General features: G+C 66.0%; 8 protein-coding genes and 1 pseudogene. 6 read left to right on the forward strand and 3 right to left on the reverse strand.

Annotated features, from left to right (window positions below; translation table 11 throughout):
- Together KZA10_RS18645 and KZA10_RS00520 are read right to left on the reverse strand one after the other, a co-directional pair.
- A partial coding sequence (locus tag KZA10_RS18645) for a PfkB family carbohydrate kinase (RefSeq protein ID WP_374196524.1) occupies nucleotides 1-87 on the reverse strand: 87 nt, incomplete at its 3' end.
- A gap of 170 nt (nucleotides 88-257) precedes the next feature.
- A pseudogene (locus tag KZA10_RS00520) lies at nucleotides 258-818 on the reverse strand (PfkB family carbohydrate kinase); the annotation flags it as partial.
- Nucleotides 819-1,023: 205 nt separating this feature from the next.
- Here KZA10_RS00520 and KZA10_RS00525 point away from each other — a divergent pair.
- The 6 genes from KZA10_RS00525 (at nucleotide 1,024) to rpoC (ending at nucleotide 14,197) form a co-directional block, all read left to right on the forward strand.
- Nucleotides 1,024-2,697: an ABC transporter substrate-binding protein gene (locus KZA10_RS00525; protein ID WP_218681908.1), complete on the forward strand. Its 1,674-nt coding sequence runs from the start codon at nucleotides 1,024-1,026 to the stop codon at nucleotides 2,695-2,697.
- A gap of 87 nt (nucleotides 2,698-2,784) precedes the next feature.
- Complete coding sequence (locus KZA10_RS00530) at nucleotides 2,785-3,789, forward strand: ABC transporter permease (RefSeq protein ID WP_017828176.1); 1,005 nt, start codon at nucleotides 2,785-2,787, stop codon at nucleotides 3,787-3,789.
- Between the two features lie 34 nt (nucleotides 3,790-3,823).
- Nucleotides 3,824-4,789, forward strand: coding sequence for an ABC transporter permease (locus KZA10_RS00535; RefSeq protein ID WP_055870106.1), 966 nt, complete (start codon nucleotides 3,824-3,826; stop codon nucleotides 4,787-4,789).
- Nucleotides 4,786-6,492, forward strand: a complete 1,707-nt coding sequence (locus KZA10_RS00540) for an ABC transporter ATP-binding protein (protein ID WP_082524382.1) — start codon at nucleotides 4,786-4,788, stop codon at nucleotides 6,490-6,492. Before KZA10_RS00535 ends, KZA10_RS00540 begins: the two co-directional genes overlap by 4 nt.
- A 245-nt stretch (nucleotides 6,493-6,737) precedes the next feature.
- A complete protein-coding gene (locus KZA10_RS00545) occupies nucleotides 6,738-10,241 on the forward strand; it encodes a DNA-directed RNA polymerase subunit beta (RefSeq protein ID WP_218681909.1) in 3,504 nt (1,167 codons plus the stop codon).
- A gap of 80 nt (nucleotides 10,242-10,321) precedes the next feature.
- Complete coding sequence (gene rpoC / locus KZA10_RS00550; RefSeq protein WP_218681910.1) at nucleotides 10,322-14,197, forward strand: DNA-directed RNA polymerase subunit beta'; 3,876 nt, start codon at nucleotides 10,322-10,324, stop codon at nucleotides 14,195-14,197.
- A gap of 96 nt (nucleotides 14,198-14,293) precedes the next feature.
- Here the strand turns inward: rpoC and KZA10_RS00555 are convergent.
- The coding region (locus tag KZA10_RS00555; protein WP_218681911.1) for a hypothetical protein at nucleotides 14,294-14,712 on the reverse strand (419 nt) is incomplete at its 5' end.

Consider the following 14,712-nt stretch of genomic DNA (forward strand, 5'->3'; position numbering starts at 1 on the left):
GAGGCTTCCCGTGAGCGACAGGCCGGTGAGGATGCCGGCGAGGAAGCCGGCCGCGAAGGCGTCTCCTGCTCCGATCGTCTCCACCACGGGGCGTCGAGGGCGTCGCTGTCGGCGGTCTCCGTGCCGTCGAAGGCGACCGCACCATTCGGGTCGGTCGCGAGCAGGTACCGCGGCCGGGGGAACAGCGAGCGCAGCCGGCGCGGGTCGCTCGTTCCGAACACGACCTCCGCATCGGTGCGGGTGCAGAACACGATGTCCGCGCGACCAGCGAAATCGGAGACGATCCTCCGACCCTCCTCTTCGCGGCCTCGCCAGAGCGCGGGGCGCCAGTTCAGGTCGAAGCTGAGCAGCCGGTCGGGGTGCCGTTGCGTGAACAGGGCCTCCTGGGCAGCGAGCGCCGAGGCAGACAGCGCGGGGGTGATCCCCGAGGTGTGCACGAGCGCCGCTTCGGCGAGGAGAGCGGATGCCACGGGCGTGGTCAGGGTCTGGGGCGAGATCGCCGCAGCGGCCGAGCCGGCGCGGTAGTAGTGCATGGTTCCGTCGACCGCGCCGTCGTCTCGAGCGGAGAGCTCCTTCACATACAGGCCGGTGGGCGCATCTCCGTCGACCTCGACCGCGGAGTCGTCGACGCCGTGGTCGCGCAGCTCGGCGGTGAGGAAGCGCCCGAAGCCGTCGTCTCCCACCCGGGAGAGGACCGAAGTGCGGATGCCCGCCGATGCCAGGGCGATCGCAGTGTTCCACTCGGCCCCTGCCAGGGAGCGGTGGAAGGTCCGGCATCCCTCGAGAGGACCGGCGGTGGCGGCGACGAGGGCGACCATGCCCTCGCCGAAGCAGACGGCGAGCGGGGTGGTGTCGGGCACGATCTGGACCCTACCGGATCGATGTCTGTCGCGCCGATATCGGATTGCAACCTGGATGCGTTTGGCATCTGAGGATCTGCTGGGTACCGTCGAGTCATCACCGTCCTCGAGGCGAAGAAGCCTCGGGACGCGCAATGAAGCGCCCGACAGGGAAGGTCACACAATGCACCAATCAGTCAAGCGTCGGCGAGGACTCATCGCCGTAACCGGAGCCACGATCGCGGCGCTCGCCCTCGCGGGCTGCGTCGCCAGCGAGCGTGGCGATGAAGGGTCCGAAGGCTCGGGCGAGGTCGACGGGACATTCGTCTTCGCCGCCTCCTCCGACCCGGCGAGCCTCGACCCCGCCTTCGCTCAGGACGGCGAGAGCTTCCGCGTCTCGCGTCAGATCTTCGAAGGTCTCGTCGGCACCGAACCCGGCACCGCGGACCCTGCGCCGCTGCTCGCCGAGTCGTGGGAGTCGTCGGAGGACGGCATGTCCCACACCTTCGCGCTGAAGGAGGACGTCACGTTCCAGGACGGAACGCCATTCAACGCCGAAGCCGTCTGCGTGAACTTCGACCGCTGGTTCAACTGGACCGGCCTCGCCGCGTCCGAGGCGTTCGGCTACTACTACAACAAGCTCTTCAAGGGGTACGCCTCCAACCCGGCCGACGCCGTGTACAAGTCCTGCACCCCTGACGGCGACTACTCGGTCACGATCGACCTCAACAAGCCGTTCGCCGGCTTCGTCGCCTCCCTCTCGCTCCCGTCCTTCTCGATGCAGAGCCCTTCGGCGATGCAGGAGTTCGGTGCGGACGAGGTCAGCGGCTCGGCGGAGTCCCCGCAGCTGTCCGAGTACGCGATGGGTCACCCGGTCGGTACCGGTCCCTACGCGTTCGACGAGTGGGCACCGGGCGAGCAGGTCACGCTCAAGGCCTACGACGGCTACTGGGGCGACGCCGGACAGATCGACGAGATCATCTTCCGCACGATCGACGACCCGACCGCTCGCCGTCAGGCGCTCGAATCCGGCTCGATCGACGGGTACGACCTCGTCGGACCGGCCGACACCAAGGCCCTCGAAGACGACGGCTTCACGATGGTGTCGCGCCCGCCGTTCACGATCCTCTACCTCGCCTTCAACCAGGCGGTCCCGGAGCTGCAGGACCCGAAGGTCCGTGAGGCTCTGTCCTACGCGGTCGACAAGGACGCGCTGATCAGCCAGGTGCTCCCTGAGGGCACCCAGAAGGCGATCGAGTTCGTGCCCGAGGTCGTCAACGGCTACAACCCCGATGTCACGACCTACGACTACGACCCGGAGAAGGCCAAGGCGCTGCTGGCCGAGGCCGGGTACACCGAGGCGAACCCGTTGAAGCTCACCTTCAACTACCCGGTCAACGTCTCGCGTCCCTACATGCCGGACCCCGAGCAGATCTTCACGGTGCTCTCGTCCCAGCTGTCCGAGGTCGGCGTCGAGACCACCCCGGTCTCGGAGGAGTGGGTCGAATACCTCGACCGCACCACCGGCACCGCGGATCACGGCATCCACCTGCTCGGCTGGACCGGCGACTACAACGACACCGACAACTTCGTCGGCGTCTTCTTCGGCCAGCAGAGCTCCGAGTGGGGCTTCGACAACCCCGAGCTGTTCCAGAAGCTGAACGAGGCGCGCGGCGTCTCCAACCTCGAGGAGCAGACGGCGCTGTACGAGGAGATCAACGAGATGGTCGCCCAGTTCATCCCTGGTGTCCCGCTCGCGCACCCGGCGCCGACACTGGCGTTCGACCCGCGCGTGAAGAGCTACCCCGCCAGCCCGGTGAACGACGAGGTCTTCACGGACATCGTCCTCACCAAGTAGGCCTGACCACTTGATATGTCGACCCCCGGTCCCGCGCATTCGGCGGGACCGGGGGAACGGCGTACCTTCTGATCGACGGAGATCTTCGTGCTGCGCACCATCGGCAGGCGACTGCTGTTCCTCATTCCCACCCTGTTCGGGCTCAGCATCCTGCTGTTCGCCTGGGTCAGGGCCCTCCCCGGCGGCCCCGCGGTCGCCCTGCTCGGCGAGAAGGCCACGCCAGAGGCTGTCGCGAGAGTCAACGAGCTCTACGGCTTCGACAAGCCCCTCATCGAGCAGTACTTCATCTGGATCGGACGCCTTCTCCAGGGAGACTTCGGCACCTCGATCCAGACCAACAGGCCGGTGACGGAGGAGTTCCTCCGCCGGTTCCCCGCGACGCTGGAGCTGAGCGTCATGGCGCTCATCTTCGCCGTCGGCATCGGCATCCCGCTCGGGTACTGGGCGGCTCGCCGTCACGGCAAGTTCACCGACCATGCCTCGGTCGTGCTGAGCCTGATCGGCATCACCATCCCGGTGTTCTTCCTCGCGTTCATCCTGAAGTACGTCTTCGCGGTGCAGCTGGGATGGCTGCCTTCGGACGGACGCCAGAATCCACGAATAGATGCCACCCATCCCACCGGGTTCTATGTGTGGGACGGCATCATCACCGGAGAGTTCGATGCCGCATGGGATGCGATCCTGCATCTGATCCTGCCGGCGCTCGCACTGGGCACCATCCCACTCGCGATCATCGTCCGCATCACCAGGGCGAGTGTCCTGGAGGTGCAGAACGCGGACTACGTGCGCACGGGTCGGGCGAAGGGCGTCGGGTCGCCGACGCTGCGCAACCGCTTCATCCTGCGAAACGCCATGCTCCCGGTGATCACCACGATCGGCCTGCAGACGGGGCTGCTGATCTCGGGGGCGGTGCTCACCGAGACGGTGTTCGCCTTCCCGGGCATCGGCTCGTTCCTGGCGAGAGCCATCTTCACCAGGGACTTCCCCGTCCTCCAAGGGTTCATCATCTTCATCGCGATCGCATACGCGTTGATCAACCTGGCGGTGGACGTCTCCTACAGCTTCATCGATCCGAGAGTGAGGGTGCAGTGATGTCACTCCCCACCGTGCGAAAGGAGGCGGTCGTATGAGCATCGCCCTCCCGCCCGCCCAGGGCCCTTCGGCAGAGAGCGGCGGCAGCATCGACACCGTCGCGATCGCCCAGGCCGATCTGAAGAACGGTTCCGGCGGATTCTGGCGGGACGTGTTCCGTCGCCTCCGTCGCAATCCGACAGCGTGGATCGGCGCGGCCATCGTCGTGGCGTTCCTGCTCATCGCAGCCCTCGCGCCCCTGCTCGCTCCCTATCCGGAGACGGCGCTGCCGGGTGCGAAGTACATCACGCCCACATACATCCCGGGTCCGGGAGAGCTGCCGCAGTTCCCTCTGGGCCTGGACCGCTTCGGCGGCGACGTGCTGTCCAAGCTCATCTGGGGCGCGCAGGCGTCGCTCATGATCGGCGTCATCTCCACCGCGATGGGTCTGGTCGGGGGCATGATCCTTGGCCTGCTCGCCGGCACGTTCGGCGGATGGGTGGACACCCTCATCATGCGCATCGTCGACATCATCCTGTCGGTGCCGAACCTTCTGCTCGCGGTGTCGATCGCCGCGATCCTCGGTCAGACCCCGTTCGCGATCATGATCGCGATCGGGGCATCGCAGGTGCCGATCTTCGCTCGCCTGCTGCGCGCGTCGATGCTGCAGCAGCGTTCGAGCGACTACGTGCTCTCCGCGCAGACCCTCGGTCTCGGTCGCGGCAAGATCACCATGTCGCACGTGCTGCCCAACGCCATCGGTCCGGTGATCGTGCAGGGGACCCTGACGCTGGCCACCGCCGTCATCGATGCGGCGGCCCTGTCGTTCCTCGGTCTCGGCGGCGGACGCCCGGAGACGGCGGAGTGGGGCCGCATGCTCACCTACGCGCAGTCCGAGCTGGCCATCGCGCCGTGGCTCGCCTTCCTCCCCGGTATCTGCATCGCGGTCACCGCGCTCGGCTTCACCCTGCTGGGTGAGGCGCTGCGCGAGGCGATGGATCCCCGGACGAGGGCACGATGAACGCGCGGGAAGACGGCGCCGTGAGCGCCGCGAAGGAGAAGCAGATGTCGACCGAACCGCTGTTGTCGGTCCAGGGGCTGGCCGTGGACTTCGCCACCATGGACGGTGTCGTGCACGCCGTGGAGGGCGTGGACCTCGAGATCCGCCCCGGCGAGACCGTCGCGATCGTGGGGGAGTCCGGCTCGGGCAAATCCACCACCGCGATGGCGATCATCGGACTGCTCGCCGGGGGCGGCAAGATCGCCTCCGGCAGCATCCGCCTCGACGGGAAGGAGATCTCGCGCGCGTCGGAGCATGAGATGCGCGCGATCCGCGGTCGTGACATCGGTCTCGTGCCGCAGGACCCGATGTCCAACCTGAACCCGGTCGCGAAGATCGGCACCCAGGTGGCGGAGACGCTGCTCGCGCACGGCCTCGCCACACGGCAGAACGTGCAGACCAAGGTGGTCGAGGCTCTGACCGCTGCGGGCCTCCCCGACCCGGCACGACGTGCGAAGCAGTATCCGCACGAGTTCTCCGGCGGCATGCGTCAGCGCGCGCTCATCGCGATCGGGCTGGCGTGCAAGCCCCGACTGCTGATCGCCGACGAGCCCACGAGCGCCCTCGACGTCACGGTGCAGCAGACGATCCTCGACCAGATCGGGCAGATGACTCGCGAGCTGGGAACGGCCGTGCTGCTCATCACACACGACCTGGGGCTCGCGGCAGAGCGTGCGGAGCGTGTGATCGTTATGCATCGCGGCAAGGTGGTCGAGCAGGGCGATGCCCGGCAGATCCTGGAGGACCCGCAGCATCCGTACACGCAGTCGCTCGTGAAGGCGGCCCCCTCGGTCGCCGCGGCCCGCCTGCAGCCGGAGGCGTTCCGCGTGCAGGAGAGGGCAGCGGAGGCGAGCACCGTTGCCGAGACGGCTCCCGCCGACAACATCGTCGAGATCGAGAACCTCACCAAGGTGTATCCGGTGCGCGGACGCGGGGAGGACTTCGTGGCCGTCGACGACGTGTCGCTGGTGATCCCGCGCGGCGAGACCGTGGCGATCGTGGGCGAGTCCGGCTCGGGCAAGACCACGACGGCACGGATGCTGCTCAAGGTGATCGAGCCGACCAGCGGGCTGATCCGCTACGAGGGCAAGGACATCGCGTCGCTGACTCGGGCGGAGACGAAGGAGTTCCGGCAGCAGGTGCAGCCGATCTTCCAGGATCCGTACTCGAGCCTGAACCCGATGTTCACGATCGAGCGCCTGATCGCCGAACCGTTGGAGTTCTACAAGAGGGGAAGTGGCGCCGACCGACGCAGGCGCGTGCGTCAGCTGCTGGATGACGTGGCTCTGCCGCAGTCGATGCTGCGTCGGTACCCGTCCGAGCTGTCCGGTGGGCAGCGGCAGCGCGTCGCGATCGCCCGTGCCCTCGCCCTCTCGCCCGATCTGATCGTGTGCGACGAACCGGTGTCGGCGCTCGATGTGCTCGTGCAGGACCAGATCCTGAAGCTGCTCGGCGACCTGCAGAGCGAGTACGGGTTGAGCTATCTGTTCATCTCGCACGACCTCGCGGTGGTGCGACTGATCAGCGACTACGTGTGCGTGATGAAGGACGGCAAGCTCGTCGAGGCCGCCACCTCGGAGGAGATCTTCACGAACCCCCGCGACCCGTACACCCGGCGTCTGCTGGCGTCGATTCCCGGCAACGAGCTGGGCATCGCCTCCTGACGGCGGCCTGCGCGATCACCGGACCGGACGCGATCCGGCCCGGTGATCGCGTACTCATACCGCAGCTTCCGAGATTGGTCAAGGACTGCGCTTGCCATGTCGCATGATCGTGCGTATAGTAGGTAGTTGCGCTCGCTTCTCCCTGCCCTCATATGGTGGTCGGCATCTGTTGAGTTCCCGGGCGCACACTCCACCTGACGACAAAGGAATCGAGAAGCCCTGCGGGGCTCACGGAGGTTATTCCCTTGGCTGCTGCTCGCAACGCATCCACATCCACCACCACCAAGAACGGACGCGGAGCATCCCGTCTTTCGTTCGCCAAGATCTCCGACACGCTGACGGTCCCTGACCTTCTCGCCCTGCAGACCGAATCCTTCGGTTGGCTGGTCGGCAACGACGCCTGGAAGGCGCGCGTGGCCGAGGCCAAGAAGCAGGGTCGCACCGACGTCAACGAGAACAGCGGTCTGGGCGAGATCTTCGAGGAGATCTCTCCTATCGAGGACCTCGGCGAGACGATGCAGCTGTCGTTCACGAACCCCTACCTCGAGCCGGAGAAGTACTCGATCGAGGAGTGCAAGGAGCGTGGCAAGACCTACGCCGCTCCGCTGTACGTCGAGGCCGAGTTCATGAACCACCTCACGGGTGAGATCAAGACCCAGACGGTCTTCATGGGCGACTTCCCGCTGCAGACCGACAAGGGCACGTTCATCATCAACGGCTCCGAGCGCGTCGTCGTGTCGCAGCTCGTGCGCTCGCCGGGTGTCTACTTCGACAAGACCCCCGACAAGACGAGTGACAAGGACATCGTGTCGGCTCGCGTCATCCCGAGCCGTGGAGCATGGCTCGAGTTCGAGATCGACAAGCGCGACCAGGTGGGCGTGCGCGTCGACCGCAAGCGCAAGCAGTCGGTCACGGTCTTCCTCAAGGCGCTGGGCATGACCAGCGAGGAGATCCTCGCCGAGTTCGCCGGCTACACCTCGATCGAGGAGACGCTCGCGAAGGACACGATCGTCACCAAGGAAGATGCGCTCCGCGACATCTACCGCAAGCTCCGTCCGGGCGAGCAGGTCGCTGCCGAGGCCGCGCGCGCGCTGCTGGACAACTTCTACTTCAACCCGAAGCGCTACGACCTGGCCAAGGTCGGTCGCTACAAGATCAACCACAAGCTGGGCCTGGACCAGCCGCTGAACTCTTCGGTACTGACCGTCGAGGACATCGTGGCCACGATCAAGTACCTCGTGCGTCTGCACGCCGGTACCGAGGAGACCTTCACGGGCATCCGCGCTGGCAAGAAGGCCGAGATCCGTCTCGCGACCGACGACATCGACAACTTCGGCAACCGTCGCATCCGCGCGGTCGGCGAGCTGATCCAGAACCAGGTCCGCACCGGTCTGTCCCGCATGGAGCGCGTCGTCCGCGAGCGCATGACCACGCAGGACATCGAGGCGATCACCCCGCAGACCCTGATCAACGTGCGCCCCGTCGTCGCCGCGATCAAGGAGTTCTTCGGAACGTCGCAGCTGTCGCAGTTCATGGACCAGAACAACCCGCTCGCGGGTCTGACGAACAAGCGTCGTCTGTCCGCCCTCGGCCCCGGTGGTCTCTCGCGTGACCGCGCCGGCGTCGAGGTCCGTGACGTCCACCCCTCGCACTACGGCCGCATGTGCCCGATCGAGACGCCTGAAGGCCCGAACATCGGTCTGATCGGTGCTCTCGCGACCTTCGCGCGCATCAACTCGTTCGGTTTCATCGAGACCCCGTACCGCAAGGTCGAGGGTGGCGTCGTCACCGACCAGATCGACTACCTGACCGCTTCCGAAGAGGTCGACTTCAACATCGCGCAGGCCAACGCCCCGCTCGATGCCAAGGGTCGCTTCATCGAGAGCCACGTCCTGGCCCGTCCCAAGGGCGGTAGCGGTGAGGTCGACATGTTCCTCCCGGAGGACATCGGCTACATCGACGTCTCGCCGCGCCAGATGGTGTCGGTCGCGACCTCGCTCGTGCCCTTCCTCGAGCACGACGACGCACAGCGCGCCCTCATGGGTGCCAACATGCAGCGTCAGGCTGTGCCGCTGCTGCGCAGCGACTCGCCGCTCGTCGGAACCGGTATGGAGGGCTACACGGCCATCGACGCCGGTGACGTCATCACCGCCGAGAAGGCCGGTGTCGTCTCCGAGGTCTCCGCAGACCGCGTCGTCGTCATGCTCGACGAGGGCGGAACGCAGGAGTACCACCTCCGCAAGTTCGACCGCTCGAACCAGGGCACGTCGTACAACCAGAAGGTCGTCGTCAACGCCGGTGAGCGCGTCGAGGTCGGAGAGGTCATCGCCGATGGCCCCGCCACCGAGAACGGTGAGCTGGCCCTCGGAAAGAACCTCCTCGTCGCCTTCATGACGTGGGAGGGCTACAACTTCGAGGACGCGATCATCCTGAGCCAGGACCTGGTGAAGGACGACACCCTCTCCTCGATCCACATCGAGGAGTACGAGGTCGATGCTCGCGACACCAAGCTCGGCAAGGAGGAGATCACCCGTGACCTCCCCAACGTCAGCCCGGAGCTGCTGAAGGACCTCGACGAGCGCGGCATCATCCGCATCGGTGCCGAGGTCCGCCCCGGCGATATCCTCGTCGGCAAGGTCACGCCGAAGGGTGAGACCGAGCTGTCGGCCGAGGAGCGTCTGCTCCGCGCGATCTTCAACGAGAAGAGCCGCGAGGTCCGCGACACGTCCCTGAAGGTGCCTCACGGCGAGCAGGGCACGATCATCGCGGTCAAGGAGTTCAACGCCGAGGACGGCGACGACGAGCTCGGCTCTGGCGTCAACCGCCGCGTCGTGGTCTACATCGCCCAGAAGCGCAAGATCACCGAGGGTGACAAGCTCGCCGGCCGTCACGGCAACAAGGGTGTCATCGCGAAGATCCTCCCGATCGAGGACATGCCGTTCATGGCGGACGGTACCCCGGTCGACATCGTGCTCAACCCGCTCGGTATCCCCGGTCGAATGAACTTCGGTCAGGTCCTCGAGACCCACCTCGGGTGGATCGCGAAGCAGGGCTGGAAGGTCGAGGGCACCCCGGAGTGGGCATCCCGTCTGCCGGAGCAGGCCTTCGAGGCAACTCCCGGCACGAAGGTCGCCACCCCGGTGTTCGACGGTGCGAGCGAGGAGGAGATCGCAGGTCTCCTCGACGCGACCATCCCGACCCGCGACGGTGTGCGTCTGATCGACTCCACCGGAAAGGCCCAGATGTTCGACGGCCGCTCCGGCGAGCCGTTCCCGGCGCCGATCTCGGTGGGCTACATGTACATCCTGAAGCTGCACCACCTGGTCGACGACAAGATCCACGCGCGTTCCACGGGTCCGTACTCGATGATCACCCAGCAGCCGCTCGGTGGTAAGGCGCAGTTCGGTGGACAGCGCTTCGGTGAGATGGAGGTGTGGGCCCTCGAGGCCTACGGCGCCGCATACGCGCTCCAGGAGCTCCTCACGATCAAGTCCGACGACATCCTCGGCCGCGTCAAGGTGTACGAGGCGATCGTCAAGGGCGAGAACATCCAGGAGCCCGGCATCCCCGAGTCCTTCAAGGTGCTCATGAAGGAGATGCAGTCGCTCTGCCTGAACGTCGAGGTCCTCTCGGCCGACGGCACGCTGGTGAACCTCCGCGACACCGACGATGAGGCGTTCCGCGCCGCAGAAGAGCTCGGTATCAACATCTCCAGCCGCTTCGAGGCCGCCTCGATCGACGAGATCTAATCCGCAGGTGTGCCCGGGATCCAACTCCCGGGCACACCCCAGCAGACTTCTCAAAAAGAATTTCCGACACAGGAGAACTAGTGCTCGAGTCCACAACTTTCGATGAGCTTCGCATCGGCCTGGCGACCGCAGACCACATCCGCGCGTGGTCCTACGGCGAGGTCAAGAAGCCCGAAACCATCAACTACCGCACCCTGAAGCCGGAGAAGGATGGTCTCTTCGGAGAGCAGATCTTCGGCCCGTCCCGCGACTGGGAGTGCGCCTGCGGCAAGTACAAGCGTGTCCGCTTCAAGGGCATCGTCTGCGAGCGCTGCGGCGTGGAGGTCACCAAGAGCTCCGTCCGTCGTGAGCGCATGGGTCACATCGAGCTCGCCGCTCCCGTCACCCACATCTGGTACTTCAAGGGCGTGCCCTCGCGTCTGGGCTACCTGCTCGACATGGCGCCGAAGGACCTCGAGAAGGTCATCTACTTCGCCGCCTACATGGTCATCTCGGTCGACGAGGAAGCTCGTCACCGTGACCTGGGCACGCAGGAGAACAACATCCGTCTCGAGCTGAAGACGCTCGGCGACCGCCGCGATTCCAAGATCGCGGAGCGCCTGGCCAAGCTGGAGGAGGAGTTCGCTGCTCTCGAGGCGGAGGGTGCCAAGGCCGACGCCAAGAAGAAGGTCAAGGACGCCGCCGAGAAGGAGATGTCGCTCATCCGCAAGGGTGCCGACGAGGCGATCCTGAAGCTGGAGCGCGTGTGGGAGGACTTCCGCACCCTCGAGGTCGGCGCCCTGCGCCCGGAGGACGACGTCTTCCACGAGCTGCAGGACCGGTTCGGACAGTACTTCGAGGCCTACATGGGTGCCGAGTCGATCCAGCGCCGCCTTGCGGCCTTCGACCTCGTCGCCGAGGCGGAGAACCTGCGTCTGCAGATCTCCGAGGGCAAGGGCCAGCGCAAGATCCGTGCGATCAAGCGCCTCAAGGTCGTCAGCTCGTTCCTCGAGACCGGCATGAGCCCGGCCGCGATGGTCCTCGACGTCGTCCCGGTGATCCCGCCGGAGCTGCGCCCGATGGTCCAGCTCGACGGTGGCCGCTTCGCGACCAGTGACCTGAACGACCTGTACCGTCGCGTGATCAACCGCAACAACCGTCTTCGTCGTCTGATCGACCTCGGTGCCCCCGAGATCATCGTCAACAACGAGAAGCGCATGCTGCAGGAGGCCGTCGACGCACTGTTCGACAACGGTCGCCGTGGTCGCCCCGTCACCGGTACTGGCAACCGTGCCCTGAAGTCCCTCAGCGACATGCTGAAGGGTAAGCAGGGTCGTTTCCGCCAGAACCTGCTCGGAAAGCGTGTCGACTACTCTGGCCGTTCGGTCATCATCGTCGGGCCGCGGCTGAAGCTGCACCAGTGCGGTCTGCCCAAGCAGATGGCTCTGGAGCTCTTCAAGCCGTTCGTCATCAAGCGCCTGATCGACCTCGGTCACTCGCAGAACATCAAGGCGGCCAAGCGCGCCGTCGAGCGCACCCGTCCCGAGGTCTGGGACGTGCTCGAGGAGATCATCCGTGAGCGTCCGGTTCTGCTGAACCGTGCACCCACGCTGCACCGCCTCGGCATCCAGGCGTTCGAGCCTCAGCTCGTCGAGGGCAAGGCCATCCAGCTGCACCCGCTCGTCTGCGCGGCGTTCAACGCCGACTTCGACGGTGACCAGATGGCTGTCCACCTGCCGCTGTCGGTCGAGGCTCAGGCCGAGGCACGTGTGCTGATGCTCGCGTCGAACAACATCCTGAAGCCGTCTGACGGTCGTCCGGTCACCCTGCCTTCGCAGGACATGATCATCGGCCTCCACCACCTGACCACGGTCAAGGAGGGTGCAGCCGGTGAGGGACGTGCGTTCGGTTCTGTGGGCGAGGCGATCCTGGCCAAGGACGAGGGCTCCCTCGACCTGCAGGCGAAGATCCGCATCCGCATCCCCGGTCTGACCTTCCTCGAGGGCGAAGCTCCCGAGGGCTACGAGCGTCACGGTCTCGTCGATGCCTCGCTGGGTCAGGCGATCTTCAACGACACGCTGCCCAAGGGCTACCCGTTCGTCCGCGAGCAGGCTGACAAGAACAAGCTGTCGCAGATCGTCAACAAGCTGGCCGAGGAGTACCCCAAGGTCGAGACGGCTGCGTCGCTGGACCGCATCAAGGATGCCGGTTTCTACTGGGCCACGCGCTCCGGTGTGACCGTCGCCCTGAGCGACATCCTCACCCCGCCGAACAAGGCGGAGATCGTCGCCGGCTACGAGAAGCAGGCCGCGAAGGTCCAGTCGCAGTACGAGAAGGGTCTGACGACCGACTCCGAGCGTCGCCAGGAGCTCATCAAGATCTGGACCGAGGCCACCGACGAGGTGCAGGCCGCCATGAAGGCGAACTTCCCCGAGGACAACACCATCAACCGCATGGTGTCGTCGGGTGCTCGTGGTAACTGGCTGCAGATCCGGAACATCGCCGGTATGCGTGGTCTGGTGAACAACCCCAAGGGTGAGATCATCCCGCGTCCGATCATCTCCTCGTACCGCGAGGGTCTGTCGGTTGCGGAGTACTTCATCGCGACGCACGGTACCCGTAAGGGTCTGGCCGACACCGCTCTGCGTACCGCCGACTCGGGTTACCTGACCCGTCGTCTGGTGGACGTCTCGCAGGACGTCATCATCCGCGAAGAGGACTGTGGCACGTCGAAGGGCCTCGAGCTCCCGATCGCCGCTCCGAACTCGCAGGGTGAGCTCGTGCGCGACGCGAACGTCGAGAACTCGGTGTTCGCTCGTACACTGGCCTCCGACGTCGTGAACGAGTCGGGCGAGGTTCTCGCCTCGGCCGGCGACGACGTGGGTGATGTGCTGATCGACAAGCTCGTCGGACTCGGTGTCGAGAGCATCAAGGTGCGCTCGGTCCTGACCTGCGACTCCGCTGTCGGTGTCTGCGCGCAGTGCTACGGCCGTTCGCTCGCGACCGGCAAGACGGTCGACATCGGAGAGGCCGTCGGCATCATCGCGGCCCAGTCGATCGGTGAGCCCGGTACCCAGCTGACGATGCGTACCTTCCACACGGGTGGTTCGGCATCGGCGGATGACATCACGCAGGGTCTTCCCCGTGTGCAGGAGCTCTTCGAGGCGCGTACCCCCAAGGGCGCGTCGCCGATCGCCGAGGCCGATGGCCGCATCACGATCGACGAGACCGACAAGGGCAAGAAGGTCATCCTCACGCCCGACAGCGGTGACGAGCCGGTCATCTACCCGGTGCTGAAGCGTGCGACGCTTCTCGTCGAGGACGGGCAGCACGTCACGGTCGGTCAGCCGATCCTGGTGGGCACGCTCGACCCCAAGGAGATCATGCGCGTCATGGGTGCTCGCGAGGTGCAGCGTTACCTCGTGGGCGGCGTCCAGGGCGTGTACCGCTCGCAGGGTGTGCCGATCCACGACAAGCACATCGAGGTCATCGTCCGTCAGATGCTCCGCAAGGTCACCGTCGTCGATCACGCCGACACGAACCTGCTGCCGGGTGAGATGGTCGACCTCAAGCGCTACCAGTCGATCAACCGCGAGACAGTGGCAGAGGGCAAGCGCCCCGCGTCGGGCCGTCCGGAGCTGATGGGTATCACGAAGGCGTCGCTCGCGACCGAGTCGTGGCTGTCGGCCGCCTCCTTCCAGGAGACGACCCGCGTGCTCACCGAGGCTGCGATGCAGGGCAAGCGTGACCCGCTGGTCGGTCTCAAGGAGAACGTCATCATCGGTAAGCTCATCCCCGCCGGAACCGGTCTCTCGAAGTACCGCGACGTCACGGTCGAGGCCACCGAGGAAGCCAAGAGCGAGCGCTACCCGAACCGGATCTTCGCATCCGACGGCGCGTACGCTGACGGTGACTTCGGCTACGTCGACTTCGACGCGTTCTCGACGGACGACATCACCCCCGGCACTTATAACTGAGTGCTGAGTGACTGAGAAGGCCCCAGGCGATTCGCCTGGGGCCTTCTTCGTGCCCTGGGCAGTCGCGTGGCGCCTGCCCCCGCGCGGTGGACGAGGTCAATCGAAGAGGTGCTCCACGATGCTCGAGGTGTACCCGCTCGGCGCCAGGTTCGAGTAGCGCGTGTCGATGAGCACATCCTCCCGCCAGAAGAGGGTGCGGCCGTCGGTCACCGGGTACTGCGCATTGGGCCAGGTCTTCTCGCAGCGCGTGCCGCCGTCCGGGGTGAAGCAGGAGAAGCCCTCATCGTTCGCGAGAGCGTTCAACATGTCGAGCGCGGGTCCGCGGTTCATCCGGGAGATCGTGGTCGTGAGACCGGTCGTGTCGGCGCCCGGGTCGGCCCAGATGCACGTCAGAGTGCCGTCGGAGCCCACACCGGAAGGGCCGAAGGCGGCGTCGTTGAGCGGTGTCTCCCCGAGTTCGGCCAGGACGGCGTCCGACAGGATCGCACGGCAGTCGGTCGGGAGCGCGACGGGTG

The sequence above is a fragment of the Microbacterium sp. BF1 genome, assembly GCF_019279095.1.
In the GTDB taxonomy this organism is placed as follows: domain Bacteria; phylum Actinomycetota; class Actinomycetes; order Actinomycetales; family Microbacteriaceae; genus Microbacterium; species Microbacterium maritypicum.